Source organism: Kitasatospora sp. NPDC053057, assembly GCF_044546945.1.
Classification (GTDB): Bacteria; Actinomycetota; Actinomycetes; order Streptomycetales; family Streptomycetaceae; genus Kitasatospora.
Genome location: NZ_JBITZP010000026.1, coordinates 38,308 through 55,037, shown reverse-complemented (window position 1 = coordinate 55,037; position 16,730 = coordinate 38,308). Strand labels below are relative to the sequence as shown.

The 16,730-nt window shown below is 71.3% G+C and carries 12 protein-coding genes; 4 read left to right on the top strand and 8 right to left on the bottom strand.

From position 1 onward, the window contains the following. Positions 1 to 119 precede the first annotated feature (119 nt). From ACIG5E_RS25540 to ACIG5E_RS25515, 6 genes are all read right to left on the bottom strand, one after another. On the bottom strand, positions 120 to 1,052 hold the full coding sequence (locus ACIG5E_RS25540; RefSeq protein WP_396537016.1) for an ROK family protein: 933 nt from the start codon (positions 1,050 to 1,052) through the stop codon (positions 120 to 122). 115 nt (positions 1,053 to 1,167) lie between these two features. Then, positions 1,168 to 4,209 carry an alpha-mannosidase gene (locus ACIG5E_RS25535; protein WP_396537015.1) on the bottom strand — a complete coding sequence of 1,014 codons (3,042 nt, stop codon included), beginning with the start codon at positions 4,207 to 4,209 and terminating at the stop codon, positions 1,168 to 1,170. A 43-nt stretch (positions 4,210 to 4,252) separates the two neighbouring features. Beyond that, complete coding sequence (locus ACIG5E_RS25530; RefSeq protein WP_396537014.1) at positions 4,253 to 5,563, bottom strand: glycosyl hydrolase; 1,311 nt, start codon at positions 5,561 to 5,563, stop codon at positions 4,253 to 4,255. Next, positions 5,560 to 6,465: a carbohydrate ABC transporter permease gene (locus ACIG5E_RS25525; protein WP_396537013.1), complete on the bottom strand. Its 906-nt coding sequence runs from the start codon at positions 6,463 to 6,465 to the stop codon at positions 5,560 to 5,562. The genes ACIG5E_RS25530 and ACIG5E_RS25525 overlap by 4 nt, the downstream gene beginning before the upstream one ends. Positions 6,466 to 6,469: 4 nt before the next feature. After that, on the bottom strand, positions 6,470 to 7,342 hold the full coding sequence (locus ACIG5E_RS25520; RefSeq protein ID WP_396537012.1) for a carbohydrate ABC transporter permease: 873 nt from the start codon (positions 7,340 to 7,342) through the stop codon (positions 6,470 to 6,472). Positions 7,343 to 7,462: 120 nt separating this feature from the next. Further along, positions 7,463 to 8,752 carry an ABC transporter substrate-binding protein gene (locus tag ACIG5E_RS25515; RefSeq protein WP_396537011.1) on the bottom strand — a complete coding sequence of 430 codons (1,290 nt, stop codon included), beginning with the start codon at positions 8,750 to 8,752 and terminating at the stop codon, positions 7,463 to 7,465. Positions 8,753 to 8,916: 164 nt separating this feature from the next. Between ACIG5E_RS25515 and ACIG5E_RS25510 the strand changes: the two genes are divergently transcribed. The 3 genes from ACIG5E_RS25510 to ACIG5E_RS25500 all read left to right on the top strand — a co-directional run bounded on the left by ACIG5E_RS25510 (position 8,917) and on the right by ACIG5E_RS25500 (position 13,631). Next, positions 8,917 to 9,984 (top strand): LacI family DNA-binding transcriptional regulator, encoded by a 1,068-nt coding sequence (locus ACIG5E_RS25510; RefSeq protein ID WP_396537009.1) that lies wholly within the window; start codon positions 8,917 to 8,919, stop codon positions 9,982 to 9,984. Positions 9,985 to 10,135: 151 nt separating this feature from the next. Then, a complete protein-coding gene (locus tag ACIG5E_RS25505; protein ID WP_396537007.1) occupies positions 10,136 to 12,571 on the top strand; it encodes a discoidin domain-containing protein in 2,436 nt (811 codons plus the stop codon). A 37-nt stretch (positions 12,572 to 12,608) separates the two neighbouring features. Beyond that, positions 12,609 to 13,631: a hypothetical protein gene (locus ACIG5E_RS25500; protein ID WP_396537005.1), complete on the top strand. Its 1,023-nt coding sequence runs from the start codon at positions 12,609 to 12,611 to the stop codon at positions 13,629 to 13,631. A 164-nt stretch (positions 13,632 to 13,795) separates the two neighbouring features. Here the strand turns inward: ACIG5E_RS25500 and ACIG5E_RS25495 are convergent, their stop codons facing one another. Together ACIG5E_RS25495 and ACIG5E_RS25490 are read right to left on the bottom strand one after the other, a co-directional pair. Continuing rightward, positions 13,796 to 14,686, bottom strand: coding sequence for a hypothetical protein (locus ACIG5E_RS25495; protein ID WP_396537003.1), 891 nt, complete (start codon positions 14,684 to 14,686; stop codon positions 13,796 to 13,798). A gap of 176 nt (positions 14,687 to 14,862) precedes the next feature. Beyond that, entirely contained in the window at positions 14,863 to 15,303 is a 441-nt protein-coding gene (locus ACIG5E_RS25490; RefSeq protein WP_396537001.1) for a hypothetical protein, read from the bottom strand. Between the two features lie 488 nt (positions 15,304 to 15,791). Here ACIG5E_RS25490 and ACIG5E_RS25485 point away from each other — a divergent pair, with 488 nt between their 5' ends. Next, positions 15,792 to 16,490 carry an AAA family ATPase gene (locus tag ACIG5E_RS25485; protein ID WP_396536999.1) on the top strand — a complete coding sequence of 233 codons (699 nt, stop codon included), beginning with the start codon at positions 15,792 to 15,794 and terminating at the stop codon, positions 16,488 to 16,490. Positions 16,491 to 16,730 lie beyond the last annotated feature (240 nt).

The following is a 16,730-nucleotide window of genomic DNA, read 5'->3' as shown; positions in this document are numbered from 1 at the left end:
GCGAAGTAGGGGGAGGGCGGCGGCCGGTAGGGAGGCGGGAGTTCGAAGACGGCCCCCCGGGGTCGCCCTGCCGACCGGCTCCGCCTGGCTTGGCCCGGGCGGCAGGGGGCCGGCACGGCTCAGCGGCAGAGCGCGGCCGCGCCGATCAGCCCGGCGTCGGTGCCGAGTTCGGCGCGGCGTACGTCCAGCCCGCGGACGTACGAGAGGACGGCGTAGCGGTCCAGGTGGCGGGCGAGCGGGGCGAACAGCACCTCCCCGGCGGTGGCGACGCCGCCGCCGACCACCACCCGGTGGAGGTCGACCAGGGCGGCCGTGGCGGCGATCCCGGCGGCCAGCGCCTGGGCGGCCCGGTCGAAGGAGGCCAGCGCGATCGGGTCGCCCGAGGCGGCGGCCACGGCCACGGCGCGGGCGGTGCGGTCCCCGCCGGGCGGCCGCCAGCCGTCGGCGAGCGCCCGGCGGGCGATCGCGGTGCCGCTGGCCAGGCCCTCCAGGCAGCCGCGGGAGCCGCACGGGCAGGGTTCGCCGTCCAGGTCGACGGTGATGTGGCCGAGGTGCCCGGCGTTGCCGCTGGGGCCGGGCCGGACGGCGCCGTCCAGCACCAGCCCGGCGCCGACGCCCGTGGACACCACCAGGCAGAGCGCGTTGTCGGCGCCCCGGGCCGCGCCCTGCCAGTGCTCGGCGGCGGCCATCGCCACGCCGTCCCCGGCGAGGCGCACGGGCAGCGCGCGGGCGGCCACCGCCGGGTGCGCCGCGACCTCGGCGACCAGCGGGAAGCCGCGCCAGCCGGGGATGTTGACCGGGCTGACGGTGCCGTCGGCCAGGTCGACCGGGCCGGCGCTGCCGATGCCGACGGCCGTCACAGCGGCCCAGTCGGCCGTACCGGCGAGCTGGTCCAGCACCTTGTGCACGACGGCGAGCACGGCCGCGCCGGGCTCGATGGCCGGGGTGGGCAGCTGGAGTCGGTGCCGCAGCCGTCCGTCGCCGTCGACCAGTGCCCCGGCGATCTTGGTGCCGCCGATGTCGACGGCGGCGAACAGGGGGGTGAGCGGCATGGCGGGCTCCAGGAGGGTCGCAGGGGCGGCGCCCCGGCCTGGACGGGGCCGGGGCGCCTTTACGGTACGTCGGCCGGCAAGCCGGGTACGTCGGCCGGCGGGCCGGGCACGTCCGTCAGCGGGCCGCGCTCAGCCGCAGCGTGACCAGTTCGAACGGCCGCAGCGCCAGCCGCACCCCACCGTCCTCGACCGTCACCTCGCCGCGGGTGCCGTCCCAGGGCCGCTCCAGCAGGTCGCAGGGCACGGCGCCGGCCAGCGGGAAGGAGGTGGTGAGCCGGCCGCGGGCGCGGCCGCCGCCCGCCTCGTAGACCCGGACGACCAGGTCGCCGCTGCGGTCGTCGGCGAGCTTGACCGCGCTGACCACCAGGGCGTCGTTGTCCAGCTCGACCAGCGGCGCGACCTGTTCGGCGCTGCCGGTGACCCGCCGCTCGGGCAGGCCGATCCGGTAGCCCTCGCGGACGGCGTCGGCGATCGCCGCGCCCGGCACGAGCGCGTGCCGGAAGCGGTGCAGGCCCTGGTCGGTCCTGGGGTCGGGGAAGCGCGGGGCGCGCAGCAGCGAGAAGCGGACCGTGGTGGTGGTCCCGCCGTCGGCCGCGCGCACGGTGCGGGTGACGTCGTGGCCGTAGGTGGAGGCGGTCACCAGGGCCACGCCCCAGCCGGGTTCGTCGAGGTGGACGAAGCGGTGGTTGCACGCCTCGAACTTGGCGGCGTCCCAGCTGGTGTTGGTGTGGGTGGGCCGGTAGAGGTGGCCGAACTGGGTCTCGGCGGCGTAGCGCTCGGTGTGGACGTCCAGCGGGAAGGCGGCCTTGAGGAACTTCTCGGTCTCGTGCCAGTCGACCTCGGTGTCGATGTCGAGGCGCTGCTCGCCGGCCCGCAGGGTGAGGGTCTGGACGACGGTGGAGGAGCCGAAGGAGCGGGCGACCCGGACGGCGGCCCGGCCGTCGGAGGCGGTGGCGGTGAGGGAGTCCACTCCGGTCAGGTCGGTGACGGTGTTGCGGTAGAACTGGTCGACGTCCCAGGCGTCCCACATGTTGGGGAAGTCGGGGTGCAGCTGCAGCAGGTTGGCACGGCTGCCGGGGGCGACGGTCTCGCGGCCGCTGGACAGTTCGACGACCGAGCCGATCAGGCCGTCGGCGTCGACGGTGACCTCCAGCAGGCCGTTGCGCAGGGTGAAGCCGCCCTCCGGCCGCTCGACGGCCGTGCAGCCCGCCTCCGCGGGGGCCACCACGGCGGCGCCGCCCGCCGGGACGGCCGAACGGGCGTGCGGCGCCGCGTTGAACACCAGCTCGCGCCCGCCCCCGGCCGCCCCGGCCAGCGCCTGCTGGGCGGCGCCGATCAGCCCCTCCAGCTCCGCCGCCAGCGCCGCGTACGTGGCCTCCGCCTCGCGGTGCACCCAGGCGATCGAGGAGCCGGGCAGGATGTCGTGGAACTGGTGCAGCAGCACGGTCTTCCAGATCCGGTCCAGCTGTTCGTACGGGTACGCCGCGCCGGTGCGCAACGCGGCGGTGGCGCACCAGAGTTCGGCCTCGCGCAGCAGGTTCTCGCTGCGCCGGTTGCCCTGCTTGGTCCTCGCCTGGCTGGTGAGGGTGGCCCGGTGGAGTTCGAGGTAGAGCTCGCCGACCCAGACCGGCGGGTTCGGATACTCGGCCTCGGCCTTGGCGAAGAACTCGGCGGGCTTCTCCCAGCGGACGGTGGCCGAACCCTCCAAGTCCCGCAGCCGGGCGGCCTTGGCGACCATCTCACGGGTCGTCCCGCCGCCGCCGTCACCCCAGCCGGTCGGCGCGATCGAGTGCCGGGCCACCCCCTTGTCCTTGAAGTTCCGTGCCGCGTGGGCGATTTCGCTGCCCTTCATGGAGCAGTTGTAGGTGTCCACGGGCGGGAAGTGGGTGAAGATGCGGGTCCCGTCGATGCCCTCCCAGAGGAAGGTGTGGTGCGGGAACTTGTTCACCTGGCTCCACGAGATCTTCTGGGTCAGCAGCCACTTGGAGCCCGCGTTGCGGATGATCTGCGGCAGGCCGCCGGTGAAGCCGAAGGTGTCCGGCAGCCAGGCCTCGTGGTTCTCGACCCCGAACTCCTCTAGGAAGAACCGTTTGCCGTGTACGAACTGACGGGCCATCGCCTCCGAGCTCGGCATGTTGGTGTCTGACTCGACCCACATGCCGCCGGCCGGCACGAACCGGCCCTCGGCCACCGCCTTGCGGACCCGCGCGTACACCTCGGGGCGGTGCTCCTTGATCCAGGCGTACTGCTGCGCCTGGGACATGGTGTAGAGGAAGTCCGGCTCGTCCTCCAGCAGGGCGGTCATGTTGGCGGTGGTGCGGGCGACCTTGCGCACCGTCTCGCGCAGCGGCCACAGCCAGGCGGAGTCGATGTGGGCGTGGCCGATCGCGCTGATCCGGTGCGCGGACGGGGCGGCGGGCGCGGCCAGTACGGCGGTGAGCTCCGAACGGGCCGCCGCCGCCGTGCCGTTGACGTCCTGGAGGTCGATCGCGTCCAGGGCCCGTTCCACCGCGCGCAGGACCTCCCAGCGGCGGGCGCCGTCCACCGGCAGTTCGGCCATCAGCTCGCCGAGCACCTCCAGGTCCAGCGACAGCTGCCAGACCGTGTCGTCGAAGACCGCGAGGTCCATCCGGGCCAGCTTGTACTGCGGCTGGTCGCCGGCCGTCTCCTTGTCGCCCAACTCGGTGGGCAGGAAGGGGTGGTAGTCCAGGACGACCGGGTTGGCGGCGGCCTCGACGTGCAGCAGCACCTGCTCGCCGCCGGCCGCCGGGGCGGCGATCCGCACCCACTGGTTGCGCGGGTTGAGGCCCTTCACCGGGCTGCCGTCCGGGCGGTAGACCAGGCCCTCGCACTGGAAGCCGGGCATGTTGGCGTCGAAGCCGAGGTCGATCAGCGCCTCGACCGTCCGTCCGGCCCAGGCCTCGGGCACGGTGCCGGAGACGGTCAGCCAGCTGGTGCCCCAGGGCGCGCCCCAGGCGTCGCCGACCGCGATCGGGGTGCGCGGCGCGGCCAGGCCCTCGGCGACCGGGACGGGCTCGCCGGGGGCGGTCCAGATGCCGACCTCCAGCGGGACGGACTCGGGGTAGATCGCCGGGAGGATGCGCTCCTCCAGGACGCGCTTGAGGCGGGACTCGACGAGGGTGCGGTCATCATGCATGTCGGCAGGCTCCGTTGCGTGCTGGGGACGATTGCGGAAACGGCTACAGAGAACGTACGTCGGCGGGCTGCAACACCTCGGTGATGCCGCGCGCAGCCAGGTGCGCCCGGTCCCCGGCGCGTTCGGCGAGCACGGCGGTCGGGCGGGCGCCGGCCTCGGCGAGGCGCATGAACGCCTCGTACACCGGGCCGCCGGGGCCGCACACCGAGCGGCGCGGCGAGGTGACCTCGTTACCGGTGGCGACCACCACGGCGGTGCTGCGCGGCTTGGGCGGCTGCCAGTCGCGGCGGGCCTCGGCGGCGGCCTCGGCGAGCCGGGCGCCGGCTGGCTTGACGGCCCGGTCGGTGGTCAACAGACCGAGGCCGTACTCGAGTTCGGGGAAGTCGGCGAGCGAGCGGTCCACGTCATGGGAGCACCACCAGGTGACGCCCCAGAGGTTTGGGCAGTCCAGCACGGCGTCGACGGTGGCGCCGGTGAACCGGGCCGCGTCCTCGGCGGTGATGTGCGGGGCGGGCGCGCCGACCTCCTGCAGCCAGACCGGGCGGGCCGGGTCGTCCGCCCAGGCCTTGGACAGCTCGACCAGGTAGGCGGCGTGCTGGGCGGTGGCGGTGGAGTGGGCGCCGTAGCGCTGGGCGGTGCCGTTGAACACCCAGGAGTGCACGGCGGTGGCGGCGCCCAGCCGGGCCGAGTGCCAGGGCGTGAACGGGTGCCCGTCCAGGTACCAGGCCGCGTCGTACGAGGCGTGCAGGTGCAGCCGCCCGGGCGCGCCCCGCTCGCAGGCGGCGAGCATCCGGCGCAGCCAGGCCTCGACCTCGGCGGGGGTGACCCGGTCCGGGTCGGGGTGCGGGCCGCCGGAGAACTGGTTGATCTCGTTGCCGAGCGTCATCCCGAGGAAGTTCGGCCGCTCGCGCAGCGCCCCGGCGAGGGTGCGCAGGTAGGCGGCCTGGCCGTCGAGGACCTCGGGGTCGGTGAAGATGTTGCGGCGGTGCCAGGTCTGCGTCCAGGACGGCAGGAAGTCGAAGCTGGACAGGTGGCCCTGCAGGCCGTCCACCGCTACGTCCAGGCCGCGTTCGCCGGCCGCGTCCACCAGGGCCGTCAGCTGTTCGACGGCGCGCGGACGGATCAGCGTGCGGTTGGGCTGGAACAGCGGCCAGAGCGGGAAGACCCGGACGTGGTCCAGGCCGAGAGCGGCGATGGAGTCGAAGTCGGCGCGCACGGCGTCGAGGTCGAAGTCGAGCCAGTGGTGGAACCAGCCGGCACTGGGGGTGTAGTTGACGCCGAAGCGTGGAGCCTGCGGAGTGGTGGTCACGGGGGCTTCCTCAACTGATCCGGGGCGTAAGGGAGACGGGCTCATCCCTTGACGGCTCCCTCCTCGACGCCCTTGAAGAAGAAGCGCTGGCAGACGGCGAACACCACGACGATCGGCAGGAAGGCGATCATGGTGCCGGCCGCGATGAGCCGGGGGTTGGCGGAGAAGGTGCCGTTGAGGTACTGGAGTCCGACGGTGAGGGTGTACTTCTGCGGGTCGTTGAGCACGATCAGCGGCCAGAGGAAGTCGTCCCAGGCGCCGATGAAGGTGAAGATGACGATCACGCTGAGCATGCCGCGCACGTTCGGCAGGCCGATGTGCCACAGCCGCTGCCAGACGTTGGCGCCGTCGACCAGCGCGGACTGGTCCAGCTCGGCCGGTACGGCGGCGAAGGCGGTGCGCATCAGCAGCACGTTGAGCATGGCGATCGCCCCGGGCAGGGCGACGCCCAGCAGGTTGTCGGCCAGGCCGAGGCCGCGCACCAGCACGTACTGGGAGACGATGGTGACCTCGCCGGGCAGCACCAGGGTGGCCAGGAACAGGCCGAGGAGCAGCTTGGCGCCCCGGAAGCGCAACCGGGCGAGGGCGTAGCCGGCCAGGGTGCAGCCGACCACGTTGCCGGTGATGCAGACGGCGGCGACGATCACCGAGTTGAGGGCGTAGGTCCACACCGGGATGGTGTCGGCGACCTTGCCGTAGTTGCCCACGGTGGGCTGGTCGGGCACGAAGCTCGGGGTGCGGGTGTAGACGTCCTCGGTGGCGCCCTTGAGGGAGGTGGACAGCTGCCACAGGAAGGGGCCGATCACCAGGAGCAGGACGAGGAGGAGCAGCAGGTAGCGGGCCGCCGTCCGGGCGGCGGATGGGGTGTTGAATCCCCTTGCGGCCCTGGGGCGTTCGGCGGTTCGGTGGAAGCGGTCGGCGGTCTCGGATTCGCGGACGGTGGTCATGGGTTCAGGCCGCCTTCCGGTTCAGCCGCAGCAGGAACAGCATCGGGCCGAGGGTGATGGCGAACAGCATCAGGCTGAGCGCGGAGGCGTAGCCCAGGTGGCCGTTGAAGCCGCGGCTGTACATCTGGATCAGCATCACCACCGACATGTCACGGCCGCCCGGGCCGCCCAGGCCGTTGGAGAGCACGTACAGCTCGGAGAAGACGCGCAGCGAGCTCACCGAGATGAGGGCGGAGATCAGCACCATGGTCGGCCGCACCCCCGGCAGGGTGACGTGCCGGAAGCGGCTCAGCGGGCTCGCGCCGTCCACGGCCGCCGCCTCGTGCAGTTCGCGCGGGACGTTGGCGAGGGCGGACAGGTAGATGACCATGTAGTAGCCCAGGCCCTTCCAGACGGTCAGGGCGATCGCGCTGAACAGCAGCAGCCAGCGGTCGGTGAGGAAGGAGACCGGGGAGTGGGTGAGGCCGCTCTGCTGGAGCAGTCCGTTGACCAGGCCCCGGTCGTCCAGCACCCAGCCCCAGATCAGCGCCACCACGACGGCGGAGGCGATCACCGGGGTGTAGAAGGCGGTGCGGAAGAAGGTGATGCCGGGGATGCGGCGCTGGACGAGCAGGGCGAGCAGCAGCGGCAGGACGGTCAGCAGGGGGAGGCAGACCAGCATGAAGACGATGCTGTTGAGCAGGGCGTCGGCGAGCTGGGCGTCGTCGAGCAGGCGGCCGTAGTTCTCCAGGCCGGTGAACCGGCCGCCGCCCAGGGGCTTGGCGTTGGTGAAGGACAGGATCACCGTGTTGACGGCCGGCCAGAGGTTGAAGACGGCCAGCCAGAGTATCGCGGGCCCGGCGAGCAGCCAGGGGGTGAACCAACGCCGGTGGGTCATACGGTCGCCTTCCTGGGGCGGGGCCTTCCGGGGAGCCCGGGGGTACGGGTCATTCCCGGGGCGGCGGGTGTGGGAGAGACCCGCCGCTTCGCCGGTACGGGTTCGGGGCGTGTGGGGGTGTCAGCCCTTGAGCAGCTTGTTGCACTGCTCGACGGCTGCGTCCAGCGCCTGCTTGGAGCTGGTCTGGCCGCTGATGGCGAGGGCGAACTGCTGCTTGACGATGGTGCCCATCGCGTCGTCCACCTCGACCGGCTGGATCAGCTTGGCCTTGGCGAGCGAGTCGAAGGCGATCACCTTGGCGTCGCCCGCGTTGGTGCCGTCGCTCTTGCTGAAGAACGGGTCGTTCGCGGAGGCCTTGGTGGACGGGAAGACGCTGGTCAGGTGGGCGAAGGAAGCCTGGTTCTCGGGGCTGGTGACCCAGCGGGCGAGGGCGACCGCGGCGGCCGGGTTCTTGGTGTTCTTGGGGATGGACAGGCCCTGGACGTACAGCGGCGGGGTGTCCATCGCGGGGGAGGCGACGACCTTCGGCGCGAGAGTCGGGTTGTCGGTGGCGAGGCTGGTGATGTAGTTGCCGCCACCGGTGGTCCAGGCCACGGTACCGGCGCTGAAGAGCTTGGAGTTGCCGGCGTAGGTGTCGGTGAGCACCCCGTTCGGCATCAGGCCGTCCTTGAAGGCGTCGCGGTACTTGTCGAGCAGCGCGGCGGCCTCGGGGGTGTTGAAGGTGAAGGACTTGCCGTCGTCGGCCATGATCTTCACGCCGATGTTGTAGAGGTCGCCGAGGCCCGGCTTACGGCTCATCAGGTAGTCCTGGCCGCCGGACTTCTCCTTCATCACCCGGGCCTGGGCGATGAGTTCGTCCAGGCTGGTCGGCGGCTTCTTCGGATTCAGGCCGTCCTTCGTGAGCAGCTCCGAACTCCAGTAGTTCACATCGGTGTTGAGGTACCAGGGGTAGCCGAAGGTGCCCTGGTAGCCGTGGTAGCGGTAGGCCTCCACGCCGCCGGCCAGGTACTCGTCGGCGAGCTTGGGGTCGGCCTTGGCGACGTCCAGCAGGACGTCCTTCCTGACGAGCGGGAAGGCGAAGTCCGGCGGGAGGTTGACCACGTCGGGCAGGGTGCCGGAGGCGGCCTGGCTGAGCACCTTGTCGGAGTAGCCCTCGCCGGGCTGGTCCAGCCAGTCGACCTCGACGCCGGGGTACTTCTTCTTGAAGCCGTCGATCACGCCCTGCATGTAGTCGGTGAACTTCGGCTTGAGCGCCCAGGTCTGGATCGAGACCTTGCCCTTGACCTCGCCGGTGGCGGCCGCACTCGCCACGCTGTCGCTGTTCTTGCTGTCTCCGGAGCCGAGACCGCAGCCGGTGAGGGCCACGGCGGTGAGGGCCGTCGTCGTCAGTACCGCCCAGATTCTTCGCATGAGGGTCTCCCGGTCCTGGGGGTGGGTGGGGGATCGCGCCGCGCTCGGGGGTGTGCGTTCTTCGGTTGTGTCGTGTTCGGAATCCGACCGACTAAACCGGTCTAGCTCTGGCAGGGACTATGCTCCCGCCTAAACTTGGCTGTCAAGAGAAGGAGTCGGGTTCCGTGGGCAGACCGACGATCGCCGACATCGCGCGCCAGGCCGGGGTCTCCAAGGGCGCGGTCTCCTTCGCGCTCAACGGCCGCCCGGGCGTCAGCGAGGCGACCAGGGCCCGGATCCTGCGGGTCGCCGAGGAGATGAACTGGCGCCCGCACCACGCCGCACGCGCCCTCGGCGGAGCCCGGACCGACGCCGTCGGCCTGGTGATCGCCCGCCCCGCCCGCACCATCGGCGTCGAGCCGTTCTTCAGCCACCTGCTCTCCGGCCTGCAGGCCGTGCTCTCGGCCAGCTCGGTCGCACTGCACCTGATGGTCGTCGAGGACACCGCCGCCGAGATCGAGGTCTACCGGCGCTGGGCCTCCGAACACCGGGTCGACGGCTTCGTCGTGGTGGACCTCCAGGTCAAGGATCCGCGGCTGCCGGTGCTGGACGAACTCGGGCTGCCCGCCGTCGTCCTCGGCGGGCCCGGCAAGGGCGGCAACCAGCTGCGGATCTGGGCCGACGACCGGGAGGCGATGCTCTCCATCGTCGACTACCTGGCCGCCATCGGGCACCGCCGGATCGCCCACCTCGCCGGGCTGCCGCACTTCCAGCACACCCAGCGGCGGATCCGCGCGCTGCGCGACGCCTCGCGCCGGCTCGGGCTGGAGGAGGCGGTGTCCGTGCCCACCGACTTCAGCGACGCCGAGGGCGCGGCGGCCACCCGCACGCTGCTCTCCCGGGCCGGGCGGCCCACCGCGATCGTCTACGACAGCGACGTGATGGCCGTCGCCGGGCTCGGTGTCGCTGGGGAGATGGGCTTCGCGGTGCCCGGGGAACTGTCCATCGTCTCCTTCGACGACTCGGTGCTCGCCCGGATCGTCCACCCACCGCTGACCGCGCTCAGCCGCGACACCTTCGCGCTCGGCGAGCAGGTCGCGCGCAGCCTGCTGGAGGCGGTGGACGGCACCGGGCCCGGACGGGACCTGCGGATGCCCACGCCCCGGCTGACCGTACGGGAGTCCACCTCGCCGCCGTCACCGGTCGGTGTGGTCGTTGCGCGAGTCGTTGACACGGGTTCTGAACCGATTTAGCCTCGCTGCGCCGAGGGGGGTCCGGCCTGCGCACCGTCTGCTGTCATGTTCGCTGCATTCCCCTCCTGAGCGCCGCCATGCCCGCATGCACCCGGGCCTGCCGCTGCCGGTGGGCCCGGCCCCACCCACTCCGCTCGATCGGAGCCACCGCATGTCAAGACGTCTGCCCCTACTGCTCAGCCTCGCGCTCGCGACGGCCGCGCTGGGCGTCGCACCCGCCGCCCATGCCGCTCCTGTTCCGGCCCCGCCGGCCGCCGCCCCCGGGAACCAGCCCTACGCCTCCTACTGGTACCCGAGCACCATCCTCAACTGGGACCCGGCCACCGACCCGGACGCCCGGTTCAACCGCTCCCGCGTCCCGCTCCAGCCGCGCACCAGCGACCCGGCCCTGGCCGCGAACCCCAACGCCCGCGCGGGCGAAGGGAAGATCGCCTCGCTGGTGTCCTTCGCCCCCACCTCCAACAACCCCTCCCAGGGCTCCGCCGACCCCAATTACTACGCGTTCGGCTACTGGCAGTACGTCGACAAGCTGGTGTTCTGGGGCGGCTCCGCCGGTGAGGGCCTGATCCTCGCGCCGAACCCGACCGTGATCGACGCCGCCCACCGCAACGGCGTCAAGGTCTACGGCACCGTCTTCTTCCCGCCCGCCGCGTACGGCGGCCAGCTCCAGTGGGTGCGCGACTTCGTCCAGAAGTCCGGCGACCACTACCCCGTCGCCGACAAGCTGGTGCAGGCCGCCCGGTACTACGGCTTCGACGGCTGGTTCATCAACCAGGAGACCGGCGGCGGCGATTCGGGCCTCGCGACCGACGTGCGCGACCTGATGCAGTACACCAAGGCGCGGAGCGGCACCGACTTCATGTGGTACGACGCGATGACCACCTCGGGTGCGGTCGACTGGCAGAACGCCCTCACCTCCGCCAACTCGCCCTTCCTGCAGGACGGTCCGAAGCGCACCTCGGACTCGATGTTCCTCAACTTCGGCTGGACGCCCGATGGCCTGGACTCCTCCCGGGCCCTGGCCCGCCAACTCGGCCGCAGCGAATACGACCTGTACTCCGGCATCGACACCGAGGCGAACGGCTACAACACCTCCGTCGACTGGAACACCCTCTTCCCGGCCGGTCAGCCGCACACCACCTCGCTCGGCCTCTACCGCCCCGAGTGGACCTGGAAGTCCGCCACCGACCGGGCCGACTTCTACGCCAAGGACGCCCGCTACTGGGTCGGTGCCAACAACGACCCGTCCAACACCGACCTCTCCAGCGGCTGGCCGGGTCTGGCGGGTTACGTCGCCGAGTCCTCGTCGATCACCGCCAAGCCCTTCGTCACCAACTTCGACACCGGCCAGGGCGACTTCTACAACGCCTCCGGCACCCGGGTCGCCACCGGCGGCTGGAACAACCTCTCGCTGCAGGACGTCCCGCCGACCTACCGCTGGGTGGTCAACTCCAATGGCAGCAAGCTCAGTCCGTCGATCGACTTCACCGACTCCTACCAGGGCGGCTCCTCGCTGCGGCTGACCGGCACCCTGGACTCCGCCAACACCGTGCGGCTCTACCAGACCAGCCTGCCGGTCGCCGCGAACACCAAGCTCGACCTGGTGGTCAAGACCCCGGCGGCCGGCCCGACCAAGCTCAAGGCCGCGGTTTCCTTCACCGACACCCCGGGCAGCTTCACCACCGTGGACGTCGGGGACAACGCCGGGGCCGGCTGGGAGCGGCACACGCTCGACCTCTCCCCGTACGCGGGCCGGACCATCTCCCAGCTCGCGCTGCAGGTGGACGGCTCCGATCCGTCCTACGACCTCCGGGTCGGCCAAGTCGCCCTCTACGACGGCTCGGTGGAGACTCCGGCGGCGCCGAGCGGGCTGACCGTCCTCGGGGCGAGCGACGTGACCGCGGGCGCCACCCAGTCGCTGCGGCTCTCCTGGACGGCCGCGCCCGGCGGCAACGTCCACCACTACGAGGTGTACCGGCGCAACGCCGACGGCAGCCGCACCTTCCTGGGGGCCACGCCCAACGACGTCTACTTCGTCGGGCGGCTCGACCGGGCCGGCACCGAGACCGGCACCACGCTGGACGTCGAGGCGGTGTCCACCACGTACGGACGCTCGGACGTCGCCTCCACGGCGGTGAGTTGGAACGGCACTCCGTCCACTTCGACCAACCTGGCGCTCAACCGCCCGGCCACCGCCTCCGGCCGGTGCAACGCCGACGAGGGCCCGGCCAAGGCCGTCAACGGCAGCGTCAGCGGCGGGACCAGTGACAAATGGTGCACGCTGACCTCGGCCAAGTGGCTTGAGGTGGACCTCGGTTCGGCGAAGCAGCTGAACAAGTTCGTGGTCAAGCACGCCCAGGCGGGCGGCGAGAGCGCTTCGTACAACACCCGGGACTTCTCCATCCAGGTCCGCTCGAAGACCACCGACCCCTGGACGACGGTCACCACCGTGACCGGCAACACCGCGGGCACCACCACCCACCCGGTGAACACCACCGCCCGCTGCGTCCGGCTGGTCGTCACCAAGCCCACCCAGAGCACCGATCCGGCGGCCCGCATCTACGAGTTCGAGGCCTGGGGCCAGTAGGACTCCGCAGGCCTCCGTCAGGAAAGGACCAATCCCCGTGCCGGTCACCATCATCACCGCCGTCGAGAGCACCGACCTGTTCACCGGCCCCGAGGGCGCCCCGCGCCAGCTGCTGCGGGTGACGATCGAGGGCCCGGCCGCCCGGATCACGGTCAGCGGAACGGGCGTCCGCGGCGAGGCGGCCGGCACGGGGCTGGTCGAAGTGCCCCTGGAGATCACCGGCGCCTCCCCGGGAGACCGACTTCCGGTGGTCGTCCGGGCGTCATCCAGCGAGATGCCGGGCGTCGTGGAGGTCGCGGAGCCGGGCTGGACGATGTTCCTGGTCTCCCATTTCCACTACGACCCGGTGTGGTGGAACACCCAGGCCGCCTACACCTCCCCCTGGGAACTGCTCTCCGCCGACGCCACCACCCGGCCGCTGTGGGAGCGCAACGGCTTCGCGCTCGTCGACGCCCACCTGGACCTCGCGCTGCGGGACCCGGTGTACAAGTTCGTGCTCGCCGAAGTCGACTACCTGAAGCCGTACTTCGACCAGCACCCGGAGCGCCGCGAGACGCTAAGCCTGCTGCTGGAGCGCGGGCAGGTCGAGCTCGTCGGCGGTACGTACAACGAGCCCAACACCAACCTCACCGGCGCCGAGACGACCATCCGCAACATCGTCTACGGCATCGGCTACCAGCGCGACATCCTCGGCGGCGATCCCCGAACCGCCTGGCAGCTCGACGTGTTCGGGCACGACCCGCAGTTCCCCGGCCACCTCGCCGCGGCCGGCCTCACCGGTAGCGCCTGGGCCCGCGGGCCGTTCCACCAGTGGGGACCGATCCAGAAGAACTTCCGCGAGGGCAAGGACGACGCCCGGGTGATGCAGTTCCCGAGCGAGTTCGAGTGGATCGCGCCCGGCGGGGAGGGCGTGCTCACCCACTACATGCCCCACCACTACTCGGCCGGCTGGTGGATGGACTCCTCCCCGGACCTCGCCACCGCCGAGCGCCTCACCCTGGTCGAGGGATTGGAACACCCCGGCGACCCCGCCCAGCCGGACAACCACCACCGCCACTGAGAACGCGCCAGGACGGCAAGCACCGCTTGATCGCGCTTCGGCGGGCGACCTGGAGCAGCGCTTCCCCGGCCTGATCGGCCCGCTGCTGGACGCCGCCCGACCCCCGACGGTCGAGTAGGGAGCGGCGCGGTGCGGCGCGCGTCGCCGGGCCGGGTGGACGCTGCTCAGGACTTCGGCCCCAACACCTTGCGGGCCTCGCCGAGTTGGTGCTGTTCGTTGGTGCGGTCGCGGTCGAGTTCCGCCTGGTGGGCCTGGATCTGCTGCTGTTGGTAGGCGGCGTCCACGGAGTACCAGATGCCGATCAGGTTGGTCCGCTGCTTGCAGTCGATGTCGGCCTGGACGGTGGCGAGTTCCCGCTGGTCGGCGGTGGGGGAGCCCTGCCAGTGCGGGTCGTTGTAGGCGTCGATCGGTGTGGCGTAGTCGTAGCCGGCGGTCTTCATGCAGCCGGACCAGGCGGCGAACGCGGCCTTGACCCGGTCGTCGGCGGTGGCCTTCTTGTAGCTGGCGGAGTTGATCTGGTCGCCGATCGAGGCGGCGGCGAATGCCGCGCCGCCGGTGAGTTGGGTCTCGGCGTCCTTGCGGCAGCTGTACACCGTGGCGCGTTCGGCGTCCGGCAGCGAGGCCAGGACGTCCGGTGGCATCTTGTCCTGCTCCGCCACGGGCGGGGAGTGGTAGCCGTACTTGGCGGTGGCCGGATCCGCAGGTCCGTAGCGGCGTGGCACCTCACTGCCGCTGCGCTGGTGGGTGAGTGCGGGCGGCGCCTGGAAGTCGAAGCCGTGGTGCTGCGCGCAAGCGGCGGCGAGCACCCACATGGCGTGGTTCAGCTGGGTGTCCTCGGCCGGGGTGAGCACGTACTGCTCGATCGGCAGGCGGAGGGCGCTCAGATCGGTCGGGACGGCGGTCGGGACGGTGACGCTGGGGGTGGCCGGGATGTCCGCCAGGGTTGGTGCGGCAGTCACGCCGTTCGGGGCGGCGGTCGGCTGCCGCGAGGCGGCGCAGCCGGCCAGCAGGGCGCCGAGCGCCGCGACGACGAGTGCGGCGGATCCGGCGGACACGCGGTGCGGGAGACGCGGCACGGCAGTGGGGACCTTCCAGGAGCAGGGTGGTGGCTGCCGGGGCGGCCGCCCGCGCGCGGTGCGCGAGCGGCCGCCCCGACGGAGATCTGCGAACAACCGGTGGCCGAGGTACGAGGCAGGCCTCACCGCGGCCGACGGCCGTCAGCCGGCGGCGATCACCCGTAGTTGGTGATCGAGTACGAGGCCTCGTTGTTGTAGGTGACCCCCAGGTTGCCGGCGTAGGTGGAGATGACCTTGTCGTAGGCGCCCCAGCCGTAGCCCTTGCTGTTGACGTACACGTACAGGTCCTCGGCTCCGCCGTTGGCGACCCAGGCGGCGGCGTTCTTGACGTCCGCGCCGTAACCCTGGTAGGCGGTGGAACCCTGCATGCCCACGCCGAACTTCTGGCCGGCCAGGTCGGTCCACTCGGGGGCGTCCGACGTCCACCAGGAACCGATGCCGTCCGGGTGGTACGAGAAGCAGACCCGGTTGTAGCACGGGAAGTTGCTGTAGCCCTGGATGGTGTCGGCGTTGGCCGGGACGGCGAGGGCCAGGCTGCCGGCGGCGAGGCCGAGCGTGGCGGCGGACAGCGCGATCTTGCTGCGCAGGAGGGACATGGCGGTGCCTTTCTGATGAATCGGTGAGGGTGGAGTCCGGAAGAAGGGAGATGACGCCGCGTCTGCCGTCCGGACGTCTCACGAACGGACGCCGCAGAGACCTTGAGGCGTCGCGAGGGTCTGCCGACAGCGGGCGTCAATGCACGCTGGAATTCCCCGTTCCTTTCAACCAGACCTGTGCAAAGGCCGAATGACGTGCCTGCCGAGACGTCACTCGGCATACCTTCGCGGCCATTACGGCGGCCTGGTGCACTGCGACCATTCTGGATTCGATCTTCGGGAAGCACAACAAATGTCCGTGGACGCATCTTCTGGCACCGCCGGGATGTCGAAGCTCGAACGCCGCCGCGCCGGGAAATTCGTGCGCTGACGGAAGCTTAAATCCGCTTCGTGTCGGGCGCTCCACCTGATCCGGCGTCACTACACGCGAGCGCTGAGGGCAGAATGGCCGACGCGGCGAGTGCCGCCACGGCATCAGGGAGACGCGTATGGCCGACTACTTCCCGCACCGCATCGTGACCAGCCCACCGCTTCCCACCCGGGGGCCGCTCCACGACAGCGCCCACGAGAGGATTTCCGGCGGAGAAGCCCTCGACCCGACCGCCGGCGAGGAAGCCTGGGCGGACGAGGAGGCCGCAGCCGCGCGCGAACTCCTCCGCACGGGGCTGGACCTCCGGGAACGCGCCGTGCACGGCGCCGCTACCAGCACGGTGGTGCTGATGTGCGGCCTGCCGGGGGCGGGCAAGACCACCTATGCGCTGGAACTGGTGCGACGCGGCTACGTCCGGCTCTCCATCGACGAGGTGGTCTGGCAGCGACTCGGGCAGCGCGACGCCGGCCTGGTGCTGGACGAGGAGGCGTACGACCGGCTCAAGGAGGAGGTCCGCCGCGAGCAGCGACAGGAACTGGTCGAACTGATACTGGCCGGGCGGGACGTGGTGGTGGACTACAGCTTCTGGAGCCGCGCCGCTCGCGATGACTACAAGGCGCTCATCGAGGGCCACGGCGGCCGTTGGGAACTGGTCCACCTCAAGGCCGACCGGACGACGCTGGAGCGCCGCCTCGCGGTGCGGAACGGCGAGGAGGGTGCGAACTCCGTCACCGTGGACGGACCGCTGTTCAATCGCTACCTGGCCAACTTCGAGGCACCGAACGGAGAGGGCGAACAGGTCGTCGTGCAGCCCTGAAACAGCCGGCGTGCCGATCGGTCCAGGATTGCCGCATGGTTACCGTAGTGGTGAACGGACTTCCAGGAGGGGGAAAGACGACCCTCGCCCGGGATCTGGCACGGCAGTTGGGACTCCGCTGCTCGCGAAGCGGATCAGGGAGACGGGCTGGGCGAAGGGCAGGGCACGCGCGCGTCGTGACCTGACGGACAATCAAGTATCCAGGCATGCTACAGATTCGGAACAGTTGCGGACGAGGAC